The sequence below is a fragment of the Streptomyces sp. NPDC017202 genome (genome assembly GCF_044331705.1).
Classification (GTDB): Bacteria; Actinomycetota; Actinomycetes; order Streptomycetales; family Streptomycetaceae; genus Streptomyces.
The window spans coordinates 1-23,892 of sequence record NZ_JBIRNP010000025.1 but is presented as its reverse complement, the minus strand read 5'-3'; the positions used below and the strand labels follow the sequence as shown (position 1 = coordinate 23,892).

The window sequence follows — 23,892 nt, the reverse complement described above, 5'->3', positions numbered from 1 at the left end:
CGACGCCCGCCCCGGCAGCGGGGTGTGAAGGTGGGGCAGGCGTCGGCGGGGTCTCACGGGGCCGCCGTGCGGCCGGTGGCCCGGGCCCCCGCGGGGGACCCGAGCCGGACGCGCGCGGGGCGCGGTACCGCTACTGGAGTCCGGCGGCCTTGCAGGCGGCGGCGAACTCGGCGGTGCAGATCTCCTGGACCGTGTACAGCTTGTCCGCGATCACCGTGTCCTTGATGTTGGCCTTGGTGACCGACACCGGGGTCAGCAGCTGGGAGGGCACCTTGTCGCCGGAGCCGCTGGTCAGCTCGGTGGTGGCGAGGGACTTGATGTCCTTGCCCTCGAGCAGGTTGACCGCGAGCTGGGCGGCGGCGTCGGCCTCGGGCTTGAAGGCCTTGTAGACGGTGGAGGACTGGGTGCCGGCGACGATGCGCTGGATGCCCGCGAGTTCCGCGTCCTGGCCGGTCAGCGGGATGCCGCTGATCTTCGCGCCCTTGAGGGTGTTGGCGATGCCACCGGCCATGCCGTCGTTGGCGGCGTAGACGCCCGCGATCTTCTTCGCGCCGAGCTGGGTGATCGCGGCGGACATCTTCTGCGCGGCGACGGTGTCCTTCCACAGGCCGGACTGCTCGTAGGCGATCTTGACCTTGCCGTCGAGGGCCTTGTGGGCGCCTTCCTTGAACTGGCCGGCGTTCGGGTCGGCGTCGTCACCGTTGATCATGACGACGTTGGCCGAGGGGGTGGCCTTCGAGCCGAGCGCGGCGAGGAGGGCCTGGCCCTGGAGCTCGCCGACCTTGACGTTGTCGAAGGAGACGTACGCCGAGACCGGACCCTGCGCGAGGCGGTCGTAGGCGACGACCTTCACGCCCTTGTCCACGGCGGACTTGATGGAGGACTTGATGGCGGCCGAGTCCTGCGCGGAGACGACGATCACCTTGACACCCTTGGTGACCATGCTGCTCATCTGCTGGGCCTGCTTGGCCGGGTCGGCGGCGGCGTTCGCGTACTGGACGTCGCAGTCGGAGCAGAGCTCCTTGACCTTGGCCTCGAAGAGCGGCTTGTCGAACTTCTCGTAGCGCGCCGTGACGCTGTCGGGGAGCAGCAGGCCGATGGACTTGCTGTCGGAGCTGCTGCTGCCGGAGTCGTCGTCGCCCGCCTTGCCGCACGCGGCAATCGACAGGGCCATGGAGACGGCGGTGGCGCCGATCACGACTCTACGCATCGTTGCGTTCATTGGGGTGTGCCTCCCTGACAGGGCCGCAACGCTGCGGCCGAGGTGGCTGGAAGTCAACTCGGCCACGCGTGCGACGTCAAGAAGTAAATACTTAACGAGATGGCAACGGCGTCATTCGTTCTCTAAGTGAAGGCAGGTGCGTTGGCCGACAGCGTGCCGTCCAAAAGGGTTGAATCACCCATCTCGCTGAGCGCGAGGGCGAGTGCCCCGAGCACCTCCGCGCGGCCCCCGAGCGCCCCCGGGAGAACGGTGAGCTGCCGTGCCGCACTGGGGATCGCGTAGCGGCCGACGGACTCCCTGATGGGCCCGAGCACCAGCTCACCGGCCTCGGCGAGATCACCGCCCAGGACCACCCGGCTCGGGTTCAGCAGGTTACAGAGATTGGCGACTCCACTGCCGATGTGTCGGCCGACGTCGGCGATCACCCGACGGCAGCCCGGGTCTCCGTCCCTGGCGAGCCGTACGACTCCCTCCATGGTCAGGTCCGTGCCGTGGCTGGACTGGAGGAGCGGCAGCACGTAGCGCGCGGCCGTGAAGGTCTCCAGGCAGCCCCGGTTTCCGCAACGGCAGACGGGGCCGGATTCATCGAGTGTAATATGTCCTATTTCTCCCGCGGTCCCGCCGGGACCCCGGTAGATCTTCCCGTCGATCACCAGACCGGCGCCGACACCGCTCGCGACCTTGATGTAAGCAAGATCACGAACGCCTCTGCCGCTGCCCCAGACCATCTCGCCGAGGGCGCCGAGATTGGCGTCGTTGTCCACGTGCACGGTCACGCCGAGCCGCCCCCGCAGCTCCTCGGCGGGCTTGGTGCCGATCCAGCCGGGCAGGATCGCGGACGAGCCGAGCGAGCCGGACTCCACGTCGATCGGACCGGGGACCCCGAGGCCCACTCCGGCGATCTTCGAACGGTCCACCCCGGTGGCCTCGATCAGGCGGTTGACCAGCTGTTCCGCCCGGTCGAAGCCCTGTGTCGAGGAGGCGTCCACATCCAGCGGTTCGGACTCCTCGGCGAGCACCTGATGGGCGAGGTTCCCTACGGCGACCCGTAGGTGGGTATGCCCGAAATCCACCCCGATGACGATGCCGGCGTCCCCGCTGAGGCTGACGCTGCGGGCCCTGCGGCCGCCGGCCGAGGTGGGCGTGACCTCGACGGTCCCGCGGTCCTTCAGCTCGCGCACGATGTTGGACACGGTCGCCGCGGACAGGCCCGTCGTCCGGGCGATCTCCGCCTGCGTGAGGGACCCGGCCAGGCGCACGGCGCGCACCACCCGCTCCAGGTTGGCTCGGTGCAGCGACGACTGCGACCCCGGAGTCTCCACGACGACCTCCCGCGCGCGGGACCGCATCGATGAGGCCCCGTCTATGTCCAACTAGTGAACTCTAAGCTGAGCTGTTCGGGTTGCCTCCCGTCAAGAGGTTGAACACTAATCGCATTCATGCGCACACCGAACGGTGCCGTTCCCCGACTCGGGAACGGCACGCGTACGGGTGGCTGCGCAGCGCTACGGCGGCGTCCAAGTGATCAAGGGGAGGGACTACTTCAGCGCCCCCGCGGTCAGTCCCCGCACCACCTGCCGCTGGAAGACGACGTACGCGGCGAGCACCGGCAGCATCGCCATCACCAGGCCCGCGAAAAGACCCGACCAGTCCCCCTTGTACCCCTGGCTGACGGCCAGCTGGACCAGGCCCTGGGTGAGGACGCGCTTGTCCGGATCGGTGTTGAGGACCGTGGGGAGCATGTACTGGTTCCACTGACCCAGGAAGTTGAAGATCCCCACGCTGATCAGGCCGGGCCTGGCCATCGGCAGCATGATCTGGAAGAACGTACGGCTGTGCGAGGCGCCGTCGACGAACGCCGCCTCCGCCACCGACGAGGGCAGCGTGCGGAAGAACGCCGTGAGGAAGAACACCGTGAACGGCAGCGAGTAGGCGATGTAGACCAGGATCAGGCCGTGGATCGTGTTCAGCAGGCCCATGTTGTTCACCACGTAGAACAGCGGGACCAGTGCGAGCATGATCGGGAAGCTCATGCCGCCGACGAACAGGTAGTAGACGAACCGGTTGCCGGGGAAGTCGAACCGGGCCAGGACGTACGCCGCCATCGAGCCGAGCACCAGGGTGCCGACGAGCGAACCCCCCACCACCAGCGCGGTGTTGAGGAAGTAGTCGCCCATGTCGGCCTCGGTCCAGGCCCGCGACCAGTTGTCGAGGTGCAGCGTGTCGGGCAGCGACCAGGGCGAGCCGAAGATGGAGCCGTCGTCCTTGAAGGAGGTCATCACCGCCCACAGCAGCGGCAGCACGACCATGACCGCCCACACGACGAGGATGCCGTGCGAGAAGGCGTTGAGGACCTGCCCCTCCTTCCGCGTCCGGGGCGCCGCGCCGCCCGGCGGGACGTCCGCCTTCGCGACGGGGACGGGCGCGGGGGGCTCCGCGGTCTTCTCGATGCTCATGATCAGTACTCCAGCCGCTCGCGCCGGCCCAGCCGCATCACCAGCGCGGCGAAGGCCAGCGTCACGACGAGCAGGGCGACTCCGATGGTGGTGGCGTAGGCGGCCTGACCGTCGCGGAACGCCTTCTGGTACACGTAGAGGACCATGACGGTGGTCGAGTAGTCGGGCCCGCCCGGCCCGGTCGTCATGATCTGGACGACCGCGAACGACTCCGCGCCGAGCGCGAGGATGCCCATGTAGACCCAGCCGGACTGCACGGTGTCCCACAGCAGCGGCAGGGTGATGCGGAAGAACGTGGTGGCGCGGCCGGCGCCGTCGAGCAGGGCGGCCTCGTACAGGTCCGTCGGGATCGACGCCATGCCCGCGGAGAACAGCACCACGAAGAAGCCGACCGTCGACCAGACGAGCACCGCCATCACGCACCACAGCGCGAGGCCCGGATCGCCCAGCCACAGCGGCTGCACGCCGTCCAGCCCGATCCCCCGCAGCAACGAGTTGATCGCACCGCTGTCGGGGTTGTAGGCGAAGGCGAACAACAACGCCACGATGGCGATCGACAGTACCTGCGGGAAGAAATAGACGATCTTGTAGAAGGACGAGCCGCGCACACCGGAGACGGCCGGGCCGCCTTTTCTCCTCCGTCCGCCGACATTGATCATGAAGGCGAGGAACAGCGCCAGCCCGATCGTCACCAGTGGCAGCGCGACCGCGAACATCAGGCTGTGTTGCAGGGACTTCCAGAAGATGTCGTCGTCGAGCATCCTGCGGTAATTGTCCAGGCCGACCATCTCGAATTCGGGGCTCAGACCGGTCCAGTCCGTGAACGAGTAGTAGATGGACTGGATGAACGGCCACACCACGAAGAGCGCGTACAGGCCCAGGGGTGGCGCCAGGAACCCCGCGATGAACCGGTACTTGCCGTGCTGCATCGCCACTCCGGTGTCGTGATGTCTGTCGTGATGGCGCCGGTCACTGGTGCTTGTAGTGCTTGATCGAGGAATCCTTGGCCGCCTCGTCGGCGTAACCCTGGATCTTCTTGATCGCCTCCGCCGGGGTGAGCCGGCCGGCCATCATCTCGCCGAGTCCGGAGACCCCGATCTTCTCCTTCTGCAATTGCACGTACCAGTCCTGGAGCCGCGGGTTCACCACGTTCTGACCGGCCTTGTCCAGCGCGGCGACACCCGACTTCAGGCCGGGGGTGAGGGTGATGCCGTCGGTGCCGCCGTCGTAGGCGGTCAGCGACTTGACCTTGGAGGTGAAGTTCTTCGAGGACGCCTCGCTCAGCATGATGCGCAGCTGCTCCATGCCGCCGGCCGGGTTCTTCGCCTTGGCCGGGACGACGAACGGCTCGCCGCCGGAGGCCCAGATGGTGCCGAACGGCAGCTTGTCGGAGCCGTCGAGTCCGGTCGGCGCGGAGACGGCGAGGCCGAAGTCGGCGGGGATGACGTTGGCCGACTCGTTCTCCACCCAGGAGCCGTTGGGCAGGAACAGGGCCTTGCCCTTGGCCCAAGCGGTCTGCGACTGGATGTGGTCCAGACCGGGGGTGCCCCGCAGGACGTAACCCTTCTTGTACAGCTCGTAGTAGGCGTCGAAGCAGGCCTTGACCGCCGGGTGCTTCCAGGCGTTCGGCTCCAGGTTGTCGATGGCGTCGAGGACTTCACGGCCGCCGACCTTGCCGATCATCGGATACAGCGAGAAGGGCAGGTAGTACGGGTACTTGCCCGCGTACGTCCAGCCCGCCATGCCCTTCTTCTTCGCCTTCTCGCACACCGCGAGCATCTCGTCCCAGGTCTCGGGGTAGGCGGCGTCCAGCGAGTCCAGGGCCTTTTGCGAGTACCAGACGCCGTACACGGTGTACGCGTAGTACATGATCCAGACGGGGTCGCCGTCGAACTGGCCCATCTCCACGATGCCGGGGCGCAGGGTGTCGCGGACCTTCTTCGCCGGGTCGTCGTAGGACGGCGCGTCCAGCAGCGCGGTGAGGTCGGCCAGCTGGCCCTTGCCGACCAGGACGCCCATGTCCATCTGCTCGGCGCCGGAGTTGTCGATGAGGTCCGGCGGGGTGCCCTGGTTGAAACGGGGCTGGAGGGTGGACTGGATCTTCTGGGTGGCCGAGAACTTCACCTCGGCCTTCGGGAAACGCTGTTCGTAGATCTTCACGGCGTCCTCGGCGTACTCCTTGCCGAAACCGCCGTCGAACAGGACGAATTCCATCCGGGTGGTGTCGTTCACGCCGAGCGGGTTCTTGTCGGTCTTCTCGCCGGTCTCGGCCTTGCCCTCGTCACCGCCGCCCCCGCTGCTGGCGCAGGCGGAGAGGAAACCCACCGTGGGGACGGAGATCAGTCCGAGTGCGGCCGATCTCCTGATCAGATCGCGGCGGCCGATGCCTTTAGCACCGCGATTCCCGATGGAGCCGGTCGAAGCAGCCGAACCAGTTGAATCAGTTGAATCAGTTGAATCAGCCGAATCGGACACAGAAGTGGATCCCATGCTCAAGTCCTCGCCTTCTCCAGGACTCAGGCGGTGAACCGGATCCTTCCCGGCACCGCGGTCAGGTCAAGCAGGGTCGTGCGGATCGGGTGAATCGCCGACAGGTATAGTCCACTTCCCGCCACCGGACAAGATCGAATGCAAGGTTGGCCATGGGTCTTTTCCGAGTTGAGACCTGGCGGACATATGAGCCCCCCCGCGACCGCCCGGCCGGAAAATCGCCGGACACGAGCCCGCGGAGAAGGTGCGGCGCACCCGCGGAGGACGGTCCGGACGATTCGCGGCGGAGCCCGGCGGGATACCTCGCAGGGGCTGCCCGGCTCTGCCGCGAACGGCTCGGACGGCGCGTTCAACATCCTTGACATCGCTTGCCACTTGGCCACCTACTGATTCCTGCGCATCGAAGAAGACAACGTTGTCCGGCGCAGGGAGGGTGCTCGCGGATGCAGCGCTTCGGAGCTCGGTCGAGGTGGATCCGGTGGAGACGGGCGGTCGTGGGCACGGCCGTCCTGGTCATGGCGGCGGGCGCGCCGGGGGCGGCGGTCGCCCTGCCGGACCGGGTGCCGGTGCCCGACCGGGAGTTCGCCTCCTCCTTCGAGGAGGGTGAGCGGGCTCCCGACTGGCGGAGCACCGTCGAGTCCGCGCCGGGCGGCGGGAAACGGGCGTCGGGGGTCGACGGCGGCTACGGCGGCGGGCTCCCCGGCGACGTGACCGACCGGGTCACCGGCGTCCGGGCGAGCGCCGAGAACACGGCGGGCGGCGAGGTGAAGGAGAACCTCGTCGACGGCGAGGCCGGCACCAAGTGGCTGGCCTTCGAGGCCACCGGCTGGGTGGAGTTCGACCTGCCCGAACCCGCGGCGGTCACCGCGTACGCGCTGACGTCCGCGAACGACGCCGCCGAACGCGACCCGGCGGACTGGACGTTGAAGGGTTCGGCGGACGGCGGCGACTGGACGGCCGTCGACACCCGCTCCGGCGAGTCCTTCGACCGGCGGCTGCAGACGAAGACGTACGCGCTCGGCGCACCGGCCTCCTACCGGCACTTCCGGCTGGAGGTGACGAGGAACCACGGCGCCGGGCTCCTCCAGCTCGCCGACGTGCGGTTCGGGACGGGCGGCGACGGCGACCCCGTCCCGCCGGACATGCAGACCGTCGTCGACCGCGGGCCGAGCGGCTCCCCCACCGCCAGGGCGCGGGCCGGCTTCACGGGACTGCGGGCCCTGCGCTACGCCGGGCGGCACACCGCCGAGGGGCGCGGCTACTCGTACAACAAGGTCTTCGACGTGAACGTGCGGGTCTTTGCGCGCACCCGCCTGGCGTACCGGATCTTCCCGGCGATGGCCGAGGGGGACCTGGACTACGCGGCGACGAACGTGTCGGTGGACCTGGCGTTCACGGACGGGACGTACCTGAGCGATCTCGGGGCGAGGGACCAGTACGGCTTCGCGCTGTCGCCCCGCGGGCAGGGCGCGGCCAAGTCGCTGTACGTCAACCAGTGGAACGACGTCGTCGCGGGGATCGGCGCGGTGGCGGCCGGGAGGACCGTCGACCGCATCCTCCTCGCCTACGACTCCCCCGGCGGACCGGCGCGGTTCCGGGGCTGGGTGGACGACGTCGCGCTGCGCACGGCCCCGCCCGAGGCCCCGAAGGCGCACCTGTCGGACTACGCGGTCACCACGCGCGGCACCCACTCCAGCGGGAGCTTCTCGCGGGGCAACACCTTCCCCGCGACCGCCGTGCCGCACGGCTTCACCTTCTGGACCCCGGTGACCAACGCCTCCACCCTGGGCTGGCTCTACGACTACTCCCGCGCGAACAACGCCGACAACCTGCCCGAGATCCAGGCGTTCAGCGCGAGTCACGAGCCCAGTCCGTGGATGGGCGACCGGCAGACGTTCCAGGTGATGCCGTCCGCGGCGGCCGGCGTCCCGGACACCGGGCGGACGGCGCGGGCACTGCCGTTCCGGCACGCGAACGAGACCGCCCGGCCGTACTCCTACGGGGTGCGGTTCGAGAACGGGCTGAAGGCGGAGATGGCGCCGACCGACCACGCGGCGGCCCTGCGCTTCACCTACCCGGGCGACGACGCGAGCGTCGTCTTCGACAACGTCACCGACCAGGCGGGCCTCACGCTCGACACCGGCAAGGGCGTCGTCACCGGCTGGTCGGACGTGAGGTCGGGACTGTCCGCGGGCGCCACCCGGCTGTTCGTGTACGGCGAGTTCGACGCGCCGGTGACGGCCGGGGCGTCGAGCGGGGTGAAGGGGTACCTGCGGTTCGACGCGGGCGCCGACCGCACGGTCACCCTGCGCCTGGCGACCTCCCTGATCGGCGTCGACCAGGCCCGCGACAACCTGCGCCAGGAGATCCCGGAGGGAACCTCCTTCGAGACGGTCGAGCGGCGGGCCCAGCGGCAGTGGGACGAGCTGCTCGGCACGGTGGAGGTCGAGGGCGCCACCCCGGACCAGCTGACGACGCTGTACTCCAGCCTGTACCGGCTGTACCTGTATCCCAACTCCGGTTTCGAGAAGGTGGGTTCGACCTACAGGTACGCCTCGCCCTTCTCGCCGATGCCGGGCCCGGACACCCCGACACACACCGGCGCGAAGATCGTGGACGGCAAGGTGTACGTCAACAACGGCTTCTGGGACACCTACCGGACGACCTGGCCGGCGTACTCGCTCCTGACCCCGGCCAGGGCGGCCGAACTGGCGGACGGGTTCGTGCAGCAGTACAGGGACGGCGGCTGGACCTCGCGCTGGTCCTCGCCGGGGTACGCCGACCTGATGACCGGCACCTCGTCGGACGTCGCCTTCGCGGACGCCTACGTCAAGGGCGTCGGTCTGGACGCGGAGTCGGCGTACGACGCGGCCGTGAAGAACGCGACCGTCGTGCCGCCGTCGTCCGGCGTGGGCCGCAAGGGCATGACGACCTCCCCCTTCCTCGGCTACACCGCCACCGACACCCACGAGGGCCTGTCCTGGGCCCTGGAGGGCTACCTCAACGACTTCGGGATCGCCCGGATGGGACAGGAGCTGTTCCGGAAGACGGGCGAGCGCCGGTACGAGGAGGAGTCGGAGTACTTCCTGAACCGCGCGCAGGGCTACGTGCACCTGTTCGACGCGGAGGCCGGCTTCTTCCAGGGCCGGGACGCCGAGGGCGACTGGCGGGTGAAGTCGTCGGCCTACGACCCCCGCGTGTGGGGCCACGACTACACCGAGACCAACGGCTGGGGCTACGCCTTCACCGCCCCGCAGGACAGCCGGGGCCTGGCCAACCTCTACGGCGGCCGCGACGGCCTGGCGCACAAGCTCGACACCTACTTCACGACCCCCGAGACCGCCTCCCCCGAGTTCACGGGCTCCTACGGCGGCGTCATCCACGAGATGACGGAGGCGCGGGACGTGCGGATGGGCATGTACGGGCACTCCAACCAGGTGGCCCACCACGCGATCTACATGTACGACGCGGCCGGGCAGCCCTGGAAGGCGCAGGCCCGGGTCCGCGAGGCGCTGGGGCGCCTGTACACCGGCAGCGCGATCGGGCAGGGCTACCACGGTGACGAGGACAACGGCGAGCAGTCGGCCTGGTACCTCTTCTCCGCGCTCGGCTTCTACCCGCTGGTGATGGGCGGCGGCGAGTACGCGGTCGGCTCCCCGTTGTTCAAGAAGGCCACCGTCCACCTGGAGAACGGCGCGGACCTGGTGATCCGGGCACCGCGCAACAGCGCCCGGAACGTCTACGTACAGGGTCTCAGGATCAACGGCCGCCCGTGGACGTCGACGTCGCTCCCCCACGCGCTGCTGGCCAAGGGCGCGGTCCTCGACTTCGACATGGGCCCGCGGCCCTCGGCGTGGGGCAGCGGGAAGGGCGCGGCCCCCCTGTCGATCACCGAGGACGACGAGGTGCCCGCCCCGCGCACGGACGCACTCGCGGGCGAGGGCCCCCTGTTCGACGACACGTCGGCGACGGGGACCGGGGTCTCGGGCGCGGTCGACCTGCCGGTGGGCGCCGCCGAGAAGGCCGTCCAGTACACGCTCACGTCCGCGCAGCAGGCCGACGCGCCGACGGCCTGGACGCTCCAGGGCTCGCCCGACGGCACGACCTGGACGGACCTGGACCGGCGTACCGGCGAGTCGTTCCGCTGGGACCGGCAGACCCGGGCGTTCTCGATCCCCCGACCGGCCTCGTACCGGCACTACCGGCTGGCCTTCGACGGTCCGGCGGTCGTCACGGAAGTCGAGTTGTTGTCATGATCCGGTAACCAAGAGCGATCGCGGGGTGCACCGTGCGAGACCCCTGACCCACAATGATCAGGCCGCCCGCGAAGAGCGGGCGGCCTGTCATCACGAGGGGGAACAAAAAGATGGGCGTCATCAGAAGGTTCGCGGGTCTGCTGGCAGGTGCGGCGCTGGGGGCGGGGGCCCTGGTCGCCACGGCGGCTCCGGCACAGGCGTACAGCCCGAACCCGACGTTCAGCTCGTACTACTACGACACCGACACCTGCCCGTGCAGCGGCGGCAACCTCACCGACCCGTTCGACGGCACGTACTTCGCGAACGACGCCGGCGGGTACGCCGTCAAGATGGAACTGGTGCAGTCCGGCGCCTTCGTCGGCAAGGTGGAGTTCCACCCGAACGACGAGAAGCTGTGGGTGTACGACACCAGCAACGACGGCGACTCGTTCTACGTCAAGGCCGGATACTCCTTCGACGGCACCTACCACGACCTCGGCACCTTCGCCGCCCCCGGCACCTCGGCGGTGGTGGACTACTCGGTGCAGGACTTCGAGCTGCCCGAGGGCGCGGCGGTGGACATCTCCGTCTACGACGACGCGGGCCTGACCGACCTCATCGGCTCCGCGCGCGGTACCGGATCCGCCATCGCCTGACCCGCGGGGGCCCGTGCCACCGCCACGGGTGGCGCGGCCGCCGTCACCGCGCTCGGAGCACGGTCCCCTTCACCAGCGGGGCCGTGCTCCACGAGGTCGCGGGCGGCCCGGTGGGGGGGGGGCGGGGCCGGGGCCCCCCCCCCCCGCGCCCCCCGGGGGGGGGGGGGGGGCGGGGGGGGGGGGGGGGGGGGGGCGCCCCCCGCCCGCGGGGGGGCGGGGGGGCGCGCGGGGGGGGGGGGGGGGGGCCCCGCCCCCCCGGGGGGGGGGCCCCCCGGGGGGGGGGGGGGGCGGGGGGGGGGGCGCCCGGGGCGGCCCCCCCCCCACCGGGCCGCACCGGTGCGGCCGGGTCCGCGGTGGGGTGACGGCTCAGCCGGCCCGGCAGGAAAGGCTCGTCGCGCTGTCGCCGCCGGGGCCCGAGACGACGTATCCGAAGGTCGCGCTCCCGCCCGGGCTCAACGAGCCGTTCCAGCCGGCGTTGTGGACCATCACCGCCTGGCCGGCGTAGGTGGCGTTGCCGTTCCAGAGGCTGTCGACCCGCTGGCCGGCGGGCAGTGTCCAGTCGACCGTCCAGCCGAGCATCGGGACGTCCCCGGAGTTGGTGACGGTGACCTCGGACTGGTGGCCGCCGTTCCACGTGCCCGTCGTGCGGCGGGTGGCCGTGCAGGTGCCGGGGACGGGCTCGCTCGGGTTGCCGGGCTCGTGGATGCCGGTCACCTCGCCGTTGCCGCCGTCGAAGACGACGTCGGAGGCGGAGGAGGGTGGAGGCGGGAGCGGTCCCGGCGGGTTCCGGTCCGCCGAGTGGGAGCGCTCCCACCTCACCTGTGGCGCAACGTAGCGCCGCCGGGCCGACTTGTAAACGGAATCGGCGGCACTGTCCGGAAAGGGAGGCCCGCCGCGGCCGGCGGAGGGGGTTCGGGGCCGGCCGTGCGGCGGGCGCCGGGACGCGTCACGGCCGTCGCTCGTGGGCGGGTGCGCCGTACCAGCGCCATCGGGTGAGGCGGGGGTGGTCCGGGAGGTCCGCGCGGCCGGTGGCCCACAGGAGGGTGGGCCAGCGGGGGGTGTCCGTGGGGGCGTCCGGGAAGAGCCGGGTCAGCACCCGGTCGCACAGGGCGGCGTCGGGTGTCCAGGCGAGGCCGAGTCCCTCGGCGACGTCGTGCAGGTGCACCAGCGTCTCGACGACGCCCATCGCGGCGAAGCCCTCCGGGTCGGCCGCGCCGAAGACGTGGTGCGACCGTACCGTCGGCGGCGTGGTGCGCACGACGGCCGCGAGCAGCGCGCCGCACGCCTCCAGGACCTGCAACAGGCCCGCCGGGCCGGCGGCACGGTCGGCGAAGACGACGTTGGCCGGACCGCCCGGCTTCCTCCGGCTCCACACGAACGGCACGTGGGTGTCCGACGGCGGTTTCTGCGGGCCCAGTTGGGCGGCGTAGGAGAACAGGTCGTCGGCGAGGTGCTCGACGGTCTCCCAGCAGTCCCACTCCAGGCTGCCGGCCCTGGCGCCCCAGTCCGGCGCCCGCGCTCCCCGCAGGGTGGCCACGGCCAGCCGGACGGCGTGCTCGACGTCGGCCGCGGTGACGGACCCGCCGGTCGCGGAGGAGCCGCTCGCTCCGTGTGTCTCAGACATGGCCGGACCGTATCAACGGCCCCCGGGGGCACCGTCGGTGGCGGCTCACGGCACGGCGAAGGGCCGCACCCCCGTCACCGGGGGAACGGCCCTCGTACGCCTGCCGGACCGCGGTCCGGTCGAGCGTCCGCCCGCTGACTACTTGCGGATCAGGCTGCGCAGCACGTACTGCATGATGCCGCCGTTGCGGTAGTAGTCGGCCTCACCGGGGGTGTCGATGCGGACGACCGCGTCGAACTCGACGCCGGTGTCGGTGGTGACTTTGACCGTGCGCGGGGTGGTGCCGTTGTTCAGCTCCTCGACGCCGGTGAAGGAGAAGGTCTCCTCGCCGGTCAGGCCGAGGGTCGCGGCGGAGGCGCCCTCCGGGAACTGGAGCGGCAGGACGCCCATGCCGATGAGGTTCGAGCGGTGGATGCGCTCGTACGACTCGGCGATGACGGCCTTGACGCCGAGCAGCGCGGTGCCCTTGGCGGCCCAGTCGCGGGACGAGCCGGAGCCGTACTCCTTGCCGGCCAGGACGACCAGCGGGATGCCCTGCTCGATGTAGTTGCGCGAGGCGTCGTAGATGAACGACACCGGCGCGCCCTCGACCGTGAAGTCGCGGGTGTAGCCGCCCTCGGTGCCCGGCGCGATCTGGTTGCGCAGGCGGATGTTGGCGAACGTGCCGCGGATCATGACCTCGTGGTTGCCCCGGCGCGAGCCGTAGGAGTTGAAGTCACGACGCTCCACACCGTGCTCGGTGAGGTACTTGCCGGCCGGGGTGTCGGCCTTGATGGCGCCGGCCGGGGAGATGTGGTCGGTGGTGACCGAGTCGCCCAGCTTGGCCAGGACGCGGGCGCCCGTGATGTCGGAGACCGGGGTGGTCTCCATCGTCATGCCCTCGAAGTACGGGGGCTTGCGGACGTAGGTCGACTCGGCGTCCCACTCGAAGGTGTTGCCGGTCGGGATCGGCAGCGCCTGCCACTGGGCGTCGCCCGCGAAGACGTCCTGGTAGGACTTGTTGAACATGTCCTCGCCGATGGCGTTGGCCACGACGTCGTTGACCTCGGCCTCGGAGGGCCAGATGTCCTTGAGGAAGACCGGGTTGCCGTCCTGGTCGACGCCCAGGGCGTCCTTGGTGATGTCCACCTTCATGGAGCCCGCGAGGGCGTACGCGACGACCAGCGGCGGGGAGGCCAGGTAGTTCATCTTGACGTCGGGGTTGATCCGGCCCTCGAAGTTCCGGTTGCCGGAGAGGACCGAGGTGACCGCGAGGTCGTGGTCGTTGACGGCCTTGGAGACCTCCTCCGGCAGCGGGCCGGAGTTGCCGATGCAGGTGGTGCAGCCGTAGCCGACGAGGTTGAAGCCGACCTTGTCGAGGTACGGGGTCAGGCCCGCCTTGTCGAAGTAGTCGGTGACGACCTTCGAGCCCGGCGCGAGGGTGGTCTTGACCCAGGGCTTGCGGGTCAGGCCCTTCTCCACGGCCTTCTTCGCGACGAGCGCGGCGGCGACCATGACGTACGGGTTGGAGGTGTTGGTGCAGGAGGTGATGGCCGCGACCGTCACCGCACCGTGGTCGATCTCGTACGTCGAGCCGTCGGGGGCGGTCACGGTGACCGGGTTGGACGGGGCGCCGTTGGGGTGGATGGCGGGGGCGTCGGAGGCCGGGAAGGACTCCTTGCCGGCCTCGTCGACCTCGTCGACGTAGTTGCGGACGTCCGTCGCGAACTGCTCGGCGGCGTTGGCGAGGACGATGCGGTCCTGCGGGCGCTTCGGGCCGGCGATCGAGGGGACGACGGTGGACAGGTCCAGCTCGAGCTTCTCGGAGAAGTCCGGCTCGGCCTTCGGGTCCAGCCAGAGGCCCTGCTCCTTGGCGTACGCCTCGACGAGCGCGACCTGCTGCGCGTCACGGCCGGTGAGCTTGAGGTACTTCAGGGTCTCGTCGTCGATCGGGAAGATCGCGGCGGTGGAGCCGAACTCCGGCGACATGTTGCCGATGGTGGCGCGGTTGGCCAGGGAGGTGGCGGCGACGCCCTCGCCGTAGAACTCGACGAACTTGCCGACGACGCCGTGCTTGCGCAGCATCTCGGTGATCGTGAGGACCAGGTCGGTGGCGGTGGTGCCGGCCGGCAGCTCGCCGGTCAGCTTGAAGCCGACGACGCGCGGGATGAGCATGGAGACCGGCTGGCCGAGCATCGCGGCCTCGGCCTCGATGCCGCCGACGCCCCAGCCGAGGACGCCGAGGCCGTTGACCATGGTGGTGTGCGAGTCGGTGCCGACCAGGGTGTCGGGGTAGGCCTGGCCGCCGCGGACCATGACCGTGCGCGCCAGGTGCTCGATGTTCACCTGGTGGACGATGCCGGTGCCCGGCGGGACGACCTTGAAGTCGTCGAACGCGGTCTGGCCCCAGCGCAGGAACTGGTAGCGCTCCTTGTTGCGGCCGTACTCCAGCTCGACGTTCTGGGCGAAGGCCTCGTGGGTGCCGAACTTGTCGGCGATGACGGAGTGGTCGATGACCAGCTCGGCCGGGGAGAGCGGGTTGACCTTCGCCGGGTCGCCGCCCAGCTCCTTGACGGCCTCACGCATGGTGGCGAGGTCGACGACACAGGGCACGCCGGTGAAGTCCTGCATGATCACGCGGGCCGGCGTGAACTGGATCTCCTGGGAGGGCTGGGCCTGCGAGTCCCAGTTGCCGAGGGCGCGGATGTGGTCGGCGGTGATGTTCGCGCCGTCCTCCGTGCGGAGCAGGTTCTCCAGCAGCACCTTCAGGCTGTAGGGAAGGCGCGCGGAGCCCTCGACCTTGTCCAGCCGGAAGATCTCGTACGACTCGTCGCCCACCTGCAGCGTGCTGCGGGCGTCGAAGCTGTTCGCCGACACGACAGTCTCCTTCATTGATGTGCGCGTACCACCGCATCCTGCCGTCACACGGACTTGGCCGATCCACTTAGGACAGGCTAAGTTAGGGCACCCTTACTTGGGTGGCGGCTGCGGTGCGCCTCGGCAGATATCTCGATGTCGAGATAACTCTAGTACATGGGGGCTGGTTGGTCATGCCCGGGCCCGCCGCGTCACGGAACCTTCCCGGCGTCGACGCCGGGACACCAGGACCGCGGGACCGCGGGGCGACGGGGCGGTGGGGCCCCGGCGGGAGCGGCGGCCGTCCGGCGGGAGCGGCGGCCGTCCGGCCGAGGCGGTGACCGTCCGGCCGAGGCGGTGACCGTCCGGACCCACGTCCCCCGACGAGGGCGACCACCGGGCCGCACGCCCCGCCCCGCCGGACGCCCGACGGCGCGTCAGTTGCCGGTGCGTCAGCCCGGCGGCGCGAGGGCCATGCCCCGGCCGAGCGGGGGTAGACGGAGGCGGAGCGTCCCGGCGTCCCCGCGGAACGCTCCCGATGCACCGGCTCCCGACGCACCGGCTCCCGATGTACCGACGAGAAGGAGGCCCCGATGCCCCTCACCTTCCGCAAGAGCTTCCGCATCCTTCCGGGGGTGCGCCTGAACATCAACAAGCGCTCGTGGTCCATCACCACCGGCGGCGGCTCGCACGGCCCGCGCCACACCCACAGCAGCACCGGACGTCGTACGACATCGATGGATTTGCCCGGACCTTTCGGGTGGCGTCGTACGCGTACCGCCAAGCGACGTTGACGGGGCGTCACCCGAACAGACCCCCCGAGAGGCGCGATCTCATATCTGAGATAACCTCAGCCTCATGGCAGACGACTACCTCGTACGCATCGGCAGGCTCATCCGTGACGCCCGGCAGCACCGCGGCTGGACACAGGCGCAACTGGCCGAGGCGCTCGGAACCAGCCAGAGCGCCGTCAACCGCATCGAGCGCGGGAACCAAAACATCAGCCTTGAGATGATCGCTCGAATCGGTGAAGCCCTGGACAGTGAGATCGTCTCACTGGGCTACGCGGGGCCGATGCACCTGCGCGTCGTGGGCGGCCGACGCCTGTCGGGCGCCATCGACGTGAAGACGAGCAAGAACGCGTGCGTGGCGCTGCTGTGCGCCTCCCTGCTGAACCGGGGGCGCACGGTGCTGCGCCGGGTCGCCCGCATCGAGGAGGTCTACCGCCTCCTGGAGGTGCTGAACTCGATCGGCGTCCGGACGCGCTGGATCAACGAGGGCGTCGACCTGGAGATCGTGCCGCCGGCCGAACTGGACATGGCGGCCATCGACGCCGAGGCCGCCGTGCGCACCCGCTCGATCATCATGTTCCTCGGCCCGCTGCTGCACCGCACGGACCGCTTCATGCTCCCGTACGCCGGCGGCTGCGACCTGGGGACCCGGACCATCGAGCCGCACATGATCGCGCTGCGCCGGTTCGGGCTGGACATCGCCGCGACGGAGGGGCAGTACCACGCCGTCGTCGACCGCGCCGTCCGCCCGGACCGCCCGATCGTGCTGACCGAGCGCGGGGACACCGTCACCGAGAACGCGCTGCTGGCCGCCGCCCGGCACGACGGGGTGACCGTCATCCGCAACGCCTCCTCCAACTACATGGTCCAGGACCTCTGCTTCTTCCTGGAGGCGCTCGGCGTCGCGGTCGAGGGCATCGGCACCACCACGCTCACCGTGCACGGCGTGCCGGACATCGACGTCGACGTGGACTACTCCCCCTCCGAGGACCCGGTCGAGGCGATGAGCCTGCTGGCCGCGGCGGTGGTGACGGAGTCGGAGCTGACGGTGCGCCGGGTGCCGATCGAGTTCCTGGAGATCGAGCTGGCGGTCCTGGAGGAGATGGGCCTCGACCACGACCGCACGCCCGAGTACTTCGCGGACAACGGCCGCACCCGCCTGGTCGACCTGACCGTGCGGCCCTCCAAGCTGGAGGCGCCGATCGACAAGATCCACCCGATGCCGTTCCCCGGCCTGAACATCGACAACGTGCCGTTCTTCGCGGCCATCGCGGCCGTCGCCCAGGGCAAGACCCTCATCCACGACTGGGTCTACGACAACCGCGCGATCTACCTCACCGACCTCAACCGCCTCGGCGGCCGGCTCCAGCTCCTCGACCCGCACCGCGTCCTGGTCGAGGGCCCCACCCGCTGGCGCGCCGCCGAGATGATGTGCCCGCCGGCCCTGCGGCCCGCGGTGGTCGTCCTGCTGGCGATGATGGCGGCGGAGGGCACCTCCGTGCTGCGCAACGTCTACGTCATCAACCGGGGTTACGAGGACCTGGCCGAGCGCCTGAACTCGATCGGGGCGCAGATCGAGATCTTCCGGGACATCTGAAAGCCTTCAGAAATAACGCCGCCGCCCCCCTCCTGACCTGCATGTATGCGATCCAGGAGGGGACTCGGCTTCGCCTGTGGGACTTCTCAGGGACTTTTGGGCCGAACCGGGAGACCGCCGGTCTCGGGGGCTGAGGGGCGGATTGCCCGGCCCTGCACGTGATGGGTCACGGGCAGGGCGTCGGCATGAGCGACTCATGGGCGAGGACAGGTCGGGCCGGGTTCTCGACTCACTGCCTTGCTGTCACGCTCGGACACCCTCCACGGGCCCGTCCCGCTCACTGCGGACGCAAGCTCGCGCATCATGCCCCTCACCGCTCCCCTGCGGTCATACTGGAGGTATGCCCTCCGCCCCACAGCGCCCCGCGCCCGCGCCGAGCGGCCTTTCGGACGCGGCCGCCGAGGATCTCGCGTTGCACCGGGAGAAGTTCCGCCGCCGTCTGCCGGAGTCGCTGGACGAGCTGCGCGGGCCGACCCAAGGGATCGTGGAGCTGCCATAGCACATGGCCTGGTCGGGGATGACCTCGTACGACCTGGGCAAGCCGCGTCAGCGCATGGGCCTGTACCGCACCGTCCTGCACGAGGGCCTGCACGACGACCTGCCCCGCTACCTCAACCGGGACCTGCTCCTCCAGCTGTGGCCGGTGCTGCGTACCCTCGTCGGCCGCAGCGTGCGCGCCGTATGGGAAGACGCCTTCCCCCAGCTCCCCTCCCGCCCCCGGGCAGCCGCGTGACGGACATGCCGGAGCTGCACACGCGGCTCCTGGCCGATGTGATCGCACTCGGTTCCCCGTATCCCCTGGTCCTCACCGGTGGATACGCCGTGCGGGCACACCGCCTCATGAACCGCCCCAGCCAGGACCTCGATGCCGCCACCGAGAACCCGGCGCCCACGGCCGACATCGCCGCCACGCTCCGCACCGGCCTCGAAACCCGCGGCTGAAAGGTGCACGCGCTGGAGACCGCGCTTGCGCCTGCCGACGGGGCCTCATCGGTCTCCCGGTCGCGTTCGGCCCCGGGAGACCGCCGTCCCAGTCCTGACTCCGCAGACCGGAGGCCGGTGGCGGGCTGTCACCACGCCGCGTGCCGAAGCGGGTGATGCGCCGACAGGGGTCAGCGCTGGAGCCACTCAAGAAGTTCGTCGTGACGTACCTGGTAGACGGTGCCGGCTGACCTCAGCAGACCCCGTTCGTGGCACCAGCGGAGGAATGCGGTCAGGCGCCACGGCAGCTTTCCGTGCATGGCCAGAAGCAGCCCGAGGTACTGGCGACCGGTGACTGCGACAAAACCGGGCCCGGCAGCCACACCGCAGGCCAGGGCCGTGAGGACAGCGAGGGGCCAGGGAACCCGCAACCACTCGACGCACAGCGTCCCGTAGAGCGTGAGTATCACGACGACGACGCCGGACACCACCCCTGCCATCACGTCATTGCGCAGGGGAGACAGCGGCGTGGGCACACCGGGCGGATCCGGGTCCGGCTCTCCGCCATTGTTTCGCCGAGCGGCGCGCAGCCCTGCGGGTACCCCCACCGCCAACCCGATCGCTCCGGCACCGCATCCCGCGATGAGCCCGATGAAATCGCCGAGTCGGCCGACGAGGAATCCCGCCCCCACTGTCACCGACAGGGCAGTCGGGATACTGACGGCCATCAGATGAGGGCGGTCGATGTCCGCCCGCACCGACAGCGCCAGGCCGAAGCCGAAGACGGCGGCGGAACCGGTGCCTGCGGCCAACGCGAAACCCGGACCGAACACGGGCGTCAGCGGCAGCATGAGGACGCCGCCCAGTGTGACTCCCAGACATATCCGGCTCCAGCCGAGTCTGCTGCCAAGCCGCTGGAACAGGATGCGGCGGGGTTCAACGTACCGTGCGCGTGCGTTCCAGGCTGACAGCAGCGGCGCAGGGATCAGTAGTGCGAGCAGCACTGCGCCGGGCAGGGGCAGGGCGTGGTTGCGGTGGAGGCAGACCGCCAGGGAAAGCAGGGCGGGGAGCCAGCAGGCCATGGTGATCGCCGCGGCGGCGTAGCGGGCGCTGCGCGGCCCCGCGACCGGCCACAGCGTGTGGATGGCCAGGTCTCTGGACGGCATGACGGCGCCGCTGCCGTCGGCCGGTACCGCGTGACCGCCGCGCAGGCTCGCGGTGAGCAGCCGCAACCACTGAGCCACGGCTTCCGCCTGGTACCGCCGGCGCCGGTCGGCCGGATCCGGCTCGCACAAGGACGGAATGAGCTCCTCCAGCAAGGTCGCCCGTAACTCTTCCTGCGCTCGGCCACCCGAGGCCGGCGCCCCGATGAAAGCAAGGAGTTTCTCGGCTCCGGCTTCCGTCTGCGAGGCCAGTGACGCCAGCGTGAGCATCCAGGGTGAGGACAGCACCGCTCTCATGGCCGTCCCCGCTGCGCAGAGATCGTGTTCCAACTCGGCGAGCCGGGCCCTGTCCCTCGTCCGCTCGTCCAGGAACCGCCAGCCGTCGACGGGACGGACCCTCTCGATCCGCACCGTCGCACAGTCCAGCAGACGCTGACCGGCGCGGCTGAGCCCGGCGTACTCGTCCGAACGGCAGGTCAGCGCCAACGGACCGGCGAACCGGTTGAGCTCGGCGAGCGCGGCGACGGCCCTGGGCCGCGCGCCGCCCGCGGGGTCCATCTCGTCGAGGCCGTCCAGGACCGGCATGACGCGGCCGGAGGCCAACAAGTCCCGTGCCCTGGCCTCGGAACCGCCCAGGTACTCCTGACTCAGGCGAGCGCTGAACCAGTCGGCGAACATCACGCTGGTGTCCCAGCCCGACAGGTCGACCGGGACCGGAACCGGACCGTTGTAGTGCTTACGGGCGAGCAACCGATGAACGAGTTCATAAGCCAGGAGCGTCTTACCCGAGCCGGGACCGCCCGTGATGACCAGGCGTTGGGGCCGGAGGGCGTCCAGGTAACGGGCGATGCCGTCGAAATCACCGCGCGGCCATGCCCTGTCCGCGTCCCTGCCGTCCTGCGGCAGGGTGACGAAAGTGATGTTGATGGCCTTGTTGTCGTTGCCCAGCAGTTGCCGGCGACGTCGCCCCACCTCTGCTCGAGTGGCCTCCCGCAGCCTTCGGACGGCGGCTTCCCGACCGTCTCCCGCCGACCGCGGGCCACGGAACCAACCCATGCTCCACCCGGCCAGAAGACCGGAGATTGCCGACCCGACCGGCCAAGTGACGCCCGGTGAGGGCGGGGACAGCGCCAAGAGCGCCAGGGTCGTCGTCCCTGCCGCTGTGGGCGCCAGCAGCTTCCTCAGGCGGTGCCGTGAGGAGGGCGGAGGCATGGCGATCGGCGTGTAGTCCGGCTCGTCGTCGGGATCCGGAGGCGCCCCGTCGAGGTCCTCGGTGACGAAGTGGACGCCGTGGGCGTGCAGGATCTGCTCGAATCCCGGCAGTTCGGCGAGGACGCTGACGGGTACGGCCTCCAGCACGCCGGGGGCCAAGCTCTTTTCCGTGGTCACGACCGCGATCAGGTGCGGTCCGCACAGTAGCCCGGCCCCCGAACTGCCGCTCCAGCCCGAGCGGCTCGGCACGATGCCCTCATCGACCTGCACCGTCGTCATCCGCGATTTCATGCCGTGCAACGGGTCCACATGGCCGCGTATGGGCATGGTGTCCCGTGCGTGGCCGGGACGTGTCACCGCGTCGGGAAAACCCAGTCCGAGGCAGGGCAATCGGTGCCTGCCCACGACCCGCCCGAAGCGCACCGGGGGAGTCACCGGCGGTCGCCAGTTCGGCCCGGTGATCCGCAGCAGCGCACCGTCCGCGCCCGGCAGCACCCCCGAAGCCGCTGCTTCCGGCAGCCACACCAGTTCGGCGGCCGTCCAGTCCGTGCCGCCCTCCGGATCCAGTTGCCGGACCTCCACGCCGCCGCGCAGGGGAACTCCGGCCACGATGTGGTGCGCAGTGAGCACCAAGCGGTCACCGATCAGGTACCCGCTGCCCGACCTCTTCGAGACCGGATTCCAGATCTCCATGACCCGTGCCTGGTCCATCCCCCGTCCTGCCCCTCACCAGACGAGCTGGTCTCCACGCGGACCGTACGCGCTATTTCGGACGCTGCGGAGAGTCGGCGGAGATCTTCAGATCGTTGTCGTCGCCGTCGACCGGCTGCAGGGTGAGCTTGACACGATGGATCCGACCCGCACTTGCGGCACCCTGGGCCTCAACCGTCCACGGAAGAACAAAGATTCTGGTCCTGACCCCGCTCTCCTTCTTGACCTCCACCGTGAACTCGAGTTCAACCGGCCCGGTCCTGAATTTCAGCGACTCCTCCTTGCCCGTTTCCATGGCGCTCTGCAACTCGGCGCGAATCACGCTGATGGTCTCCCCCAGCTCTGCCCACGGTTCCTGCGGCACGTCGATACCCCCCTCGATTCGAACCGTATCCGGTCCCGATCTCCCCGGGAGTCACAACCAGCAAACACCGATCTTCCCTGTACGGCGCACGACCGCGCCCCGGTCCGCGTCCGGTTCTCGTTGCCCACGCGCACCTGCCCGACGTCATGAGGCTGCGCTAACCTGTGGCTGTCGGCTTTTGTCTGCTGACTCTTCATCATGGGGGCGTACGTGTCTCACTATTCGAGGTCCGCGAGGACAGGAGCAGCCGCAGAATTCGGCTTAGCCGACGGGCCGCATATGCCTGGGGCCAGTCGACGGATCATGGCCTGGCTGATCGATTTCGCCCTCGTGGTCGTGGTGGCCGTTCTTCTCGGCTCCTTCACTTTCGATCGCATCAGCGCGCAGATGACCGACACCACCGAGCTGGTCGGCAGCAGCGCCTGGGAGGTGCTCACCTCGGGAGGTCACCCTCTCGATGCCACCGAGCAGGTGTGGGACCACGTCTGGGGCTCCGCTGTGGGTGCCGTCCAGCAGGCTTTCGTCGCGTTGGTACTCATCACCTTCGCCTACCATTTCACGGCGCTCGTGCTGACCAACCGCACGGTGGGCAAGCTGTTGCTCGGCCTGCGTGTCTCCCCCACTGAGCCTGGTGTCCTCGGGCCTCGCCGGGCCGCGATCCGAGCCGGTGTCACCACGCTAGCCGACGTCGGCTGCTTCGCGGTGGCCTGCTGCGTGCTGATCGGCGGCTCAGTCGCGCTGTCGGTGTTGTGCTGGATGGTCGCGGTGACCGTCTTCTGGGCCAATGGCGTCCCCGCTCTCCGGGGCCGTAGGCGCTCCCTCGCCGACCGCCTGGCCGGCACCACCGTCGACAACATCACGCTGCCCACGCCTGATTGGGGTGCCACACGGCAGGGTGTCTCCCAGACGATGGTCCTGGGGCTCACCAAGGCCCGTGATGGCCGGGCAGCCTGGAAGAACGCGGTTCGGAACACCCTGGACGGCGGGCAGCGAATCGCCAGACACGAGACCATGCGGCGAGTTGTCGACTCCGACCTGAACCGCGCTGCGGCGAGCAAGGGCCGGGCTGCGTTCGACCGTGCCAAGGCCGCCGCCACCCGCAAGCGCCACGAAGACACGCCCCCCATTCCGCCTTACCCCCCTCCCACCGGCTTCGCCGCCCCCGGGGCCCCCGTCCCTTACCCCCCGCGTCCCCCGGGGGTGCCTCGTCCACCGATCCACCGGAGGGACTGAGTTTTCCCGGCGTGAGGGCCGTCAGGCAGTGCCACACCGCTGACGGGATCGCCGGTCAGGTGACGAGGCCGGTGGCCTGCACGAAGTGGATACGGCGCGCCGCGGCGTGTGCAGTGATCGCGGCGGGCAGGCAGCCGCCGAGGACGCGTTCCAGCGGCGAGGCGGTGTCCACGACGATGACCGGGATGCCGCGGGCGGCGCAGGCACCGGCCGCCTCCATGCCGAGGAAACCGGCGCCGACCACGATGCCCGAGCCGGCGTGCGCGAGCCGGTGGCGGAGTCGACGGCAACACCGTTGCGTTAGCGCTGTGAGCGGCTGTTGAGGCCGTGTTCGAAGAATGCGACGGTGGTGTGGACGGTGTAGTTCTGGGCCTTCTGGGGG

Annotated in this window: 17 protein-coding genes and 2 pseudogenes; 8 read left to right on the top strand and 11 right to left on the bottom strand. The window is 70.0% G+C overall.

Annotated features, from left to right (window positions below):
- Positions 1-130: 130 nt before the first annotated feature.
- The 5 genes from ACH4N1_RS31060 to ngcE form a co-directional block, all read right to left on the bottom strand.
- Positions 131-1,222: a sugar ABC transporter substrate-binding protein gene (locus ACH4N1_RS31060; RefSeq protein ID WP_398102783.1), complete on the bottom strand. Its 1,092-nt coding sequence runs from the start codon at positions 1,220-1,222 to the stop codon at positions 131-133.
- A gap of 122 nt (positions 1,223-1,344) precedes the next feature.
- Positions 1,345-2,544 carry an ROK family protein gene (locus ACH4N1_RS31055; protein WP_398102956.1) on the bottom strand — a complete coding sequence of 400 codons (1,200 nt, stop codon included), beginning with the start codon at positions 2,542-2,544 and terminating at the stop codon, positions 1,345-1,347.
- A gap of 216 nt (positions 2,545-2,760) precedes the next feature.
- Complete coding sequence (locus ACH4N1_RS31050) at positions 2,761-3,678, bottom strand: carbohydrate ABC transporter permease (RefSeq protein ID WP_398102780.1); 918 nt, start codon at positions 3,676-3,678, stop codon at positions 2,761-2,763.
- Between the two features lie 2 nt (positions 3,679-3,680).
- Entirely contained in the window at positions 3,681-4,607 is a 927-nt protein-coding gene (locus ACH4N1_RS31045; RefSeq protein WP_398102778.1) for a carbohydrate ABC transporter permease, read from the bottom strand.
- 40 nt (positions 4,608-4,647) lie between these two features.
- Positions 4,648-6,168 carry an N-acetylglucosamine/diacetylchitobiose ABC transporter substrate-binding protein gene (ngcE, locus tag ACH4N1_RS31040; protein WP_398102776.1) on the bottom strand — a complete coding sequence of 507 codons (1,521 nt, stop codon included), beginning with the start codon at positions 6,166-6,168 and terminating at the stop codon, positions 4,648-4,650.
- A gap of 515 nt (positions 6,169-6,683) precedes the next feature.
- Between ngcE and ACH4N1_RS31035 the strand changes: the two genes are divergently transcribed.
- Positions 6,684-10,424, top strand: a complete 3,741-nt coding sequence (locus ACH4N1_RS31035) for a GH92 family glycosyl hydrolase (protein WP_398102953.1) — start codon at positions 6,684-6,686, stop codon at positions 10,422-10,424.
- A gap of 110 nt (positions 10,425-10,534) precedes the next feature.
- A complete protein-coding gene (locus ACH4N1_RS31030) occupies positions 10,535-11,059 on the top strand; it encodes a hypothetical protein (protein ID WP_398102773.1) in 525 nt (174 codons plus the stop codon).
- A 366-nt stretch (positions 11,060-11,425) separates the two neighbouring features.
- Here ACH4N1_RS31030 and ACH4N1_RS31025 read toward each other — a convergent pair.
- From ACH4N1_RS31025 to acnA, 3 genes and pseudogenes are all read right to left on the bottom strand, one after another.
- Positions 11,426-11,872, bottom strand: a pseudogene (locus tag ACH4N1_RS31025) (cellulose binding domain-containing protein); the annotation flags it as partial.
- A 133-nt stretch (positions 11,873-12,005) separates the two neighbouring features.
- Positions 12,006-12,683 (bottom strand): hypothetical protein, encoded by a 678-nt coding sequence (locus ACH4N1_RS31020; RefSeq protein ID WP_398102770.1) that lies wholly within the window; start codon positions 12,681-12,683, stop codon positions 12,006-12,008.
- A gap of 138 nt (positions 12,684-12,821) precedes the next feature.
- Positions 12,822-15,539, bottom strand: a complete 2,718-nt coding sequence (gene acnA, locus ACH4N1_RS31015; protein ID WP_398102767.1) for an aconitate hydratase AcnA — start codon at positions 15,537-15,539, stop codon at positions 12,822-12,824.
- Positions 15,540-16,111: 572 nt separating this feature from the next.
- Here acnA and ACH4N1_RS31010 point away from each other — a divergent pair.
- The 5 genes and pseudogenes from ACH4N1_RS31010 to ACH4N1_RS30990 all read left to right on the top strand — a co-directional run.
- Entirely contained in the window at positions 16,112-16,312 is a 201-nt protein-coding gene (locus ACH4N1_RS31010) for a DUF4236 domain-containing protein (protein ID WP_363090398.1), read from the top strand.
- A gap of 64 nt (positions 16,313-16,376) precedes the next feature.
- A complete protein-coding gene (locus ACH4N1_RS31005; RefSeq protein ID WP_398102764.1) occupies positions 16,377-17,906 on the top strand; it encodes a helix-turn-helix domain-containing protein in 1,530 nt (509 codons plus the stop codon).
- Positions 17,907-18,246: 340 nt separating this feature from the next.
- Complete coding sequence (locus ACH4N1_RS31000) at positions 18,247-18,405, top strand: hypothetical protein (RefSeq protein WP_398102761.1); 159 nt, start codon at positions 18,247-18,249, stop codon at positions 18,403-18,405.
- Positions 18,406-18,408: 3 nt separating this feature from the next.
- Entirely contained in the window at positions 18,409-18,639 is a 231-nt protein-coding gene (locus ACH4N1_RS30995; protein WP_398102758.1) for a transcriptional regulator, read from the top strand.
- Between the two features lie 5 nt (positions 18,640-18,644).
- Positions 18,645-18,845, top strand: a pseudogene (locus tag ACH4N1_RS30990) (hypothetical protein); the annotation flags it as partial.
- A 173-nt stretch (positions 18,846-19,018) separates the two neighbouring features.
- Here ACH4N1_RS30990 and ACH4N1_RS30985 read toward each other — a convergent pair.
- Positions 19,019-21,913 carry an NACHT domain-containing protein gene (locus tag ACH4N1_RS30985; RefSeq protein WP_398102755.1) on the bottom strand — a complete coding sequence of 965 codons (2,895 nt, stop codon included), beginning with the start codon at positions 21,911-21,913 and terminating at the stop codon, positions 19,019-19,021.
- Positions 21,914-21,965: 52 nt separating this feature from the next.
- On the bottom strand, positions 21,966-22,277 hold the full coding sequence (locus tag ACH4N1_RS30980) for a trypco2 family protein (RefSeq protein ID WP_398102753.1): 312 nt from the start codon (positions 22,275-22,277) through the stop codon (positions 21,966-21,968).
- A 198-nt stretch (positions 22,278-22,475) separates the two neighbouring features.
- Between ACH4N1_RS30980 and ACH4N1_RS30975 the strand changes: the two genes are divergently transcribed.
- A complete protein-coding gene (locus ACH4N1_RS30975) occupies positions 22,476-23,510 on the top strand; it encodes an RDD family protein (RefSeq protein ID WP_398102750.1) in 1,035 nt (344 codons plus the stop codon).
- Positions 23,511-23,565: 55 nt separating this feature from the next.
- Here the strand turns inward: ACH4N1_RS30975 and ACH4N1_RS30970 are convergent, their stop codons facing one another.
- A complete protein-coding gene (locus ACH4N1_RS30970) occupies positions 23,566-23,754 on the bottom strand; it encodes an NAD-binding protein (protein WP_398102747.1) in 189 nt (62 codons plus the stop codon).
- Positions 23,755-23,892 lie beyond the last annotated feature (138 nt).

Excerpts from the sequence above, each read along its gene's own strand:
- ACH4N1_RS31060 (WP_398102783.1), bottom strand. The coding sequence starts at position 1,222 with ATGAACGCAACGATGCGTAGAGTCGTGATCGGCGCCACCGCCGTCTCC.
- ACH4N1_RS31050 (WP_398102780.1), bottom strand. The coding sequence starts at position 3,678 with ATGAGCATCGAGAAGACCGCGGAGCCCCCCGCGCCCGTCCCCGTCGCG.
- ACH4N1_RS31045 (WP_398102778.1), bottom strand. The coding sequence starts at position 4,607 with ATGCAGCACGGCAAGTACCGGTTCATCGCGGGGTTCCTGGCGCCACCC.
- ngcE (WP_398102776.1), bottom strand. The coding sequence starts at position 6,168 with ATGGGATCCACTTCTGTGTCCGATTCGGCTGATTCAACTGATTCAACT.
- ACH4N1_RS31035 (WP_398102953.1), top strand. The coding sequence starts at position 6,684 with ATGGCGGCGGGCGCGCCGGGGGCGGCGGTCGCCCTGCCGGACCGGGTG.
- ACH4N1_RS31030 (WP_398102773.1), top strand. The coding sequence starts at position 10,535 with ATGGGCGTCATCAGAAGGTTCGCGGGTCTGCTGGCAGGTGCGGCGCTG.
- ACH4N1_RS31020 (WP_398102770.1), bottom strand. The coding sequence starts at position 12,683 with ATGTCTGAGACACACGGAGCGAGCGGCTCCTCCGCGACCGGCGGGTCC.
- ACH4N1_RS31010 (WP_363090398.1), top strand. The coding sequence starts at position 16,112 with ATGCCCCTCACCTTCCGCAAGAGCTTCCGCATCCTTCCGGGGGTGCGC.
- ACH4N1_RS31005 (WP_398102764.1), top strand. The coding sequence starts at position 16,377 with ATGGCAGACGACTACCTCGTACGCATCGGCAGGCTCATCCGTGACGCC.
- ACH4N1_RS31000 (WP_398102761.1), top strand. The coding sequence starts at position 18,247 with ATGCCCTCCGCCCCACAGCGCCCCGCGCCCGCGCCGAGCGGCCTTTCG.
- ACH4N1_RS30995 (WP_398102758.1), top strand. The coding sequence starts at position 18,409 with ATGGCCTGGTCGGGGATGACCTCGTACGACCTGGGCAAGCCGCGTCAG.
- ACH4N1_RS30985 (WP_398102755.1), bottom strand. The coding sequence starts at position 21,913 with ATGGACCAGGCACGGGTCATGGAGATCTGGAATCCGGTCTCGAAGAGG.
- ACH4N1_RS30975 (WP_398102750.1), top strand. The coding sequence starts at position 22,476 with ATGGGGGCGTACGTGTCTCACTATTCGAGGTCCGCGAGGACAGGAGCA.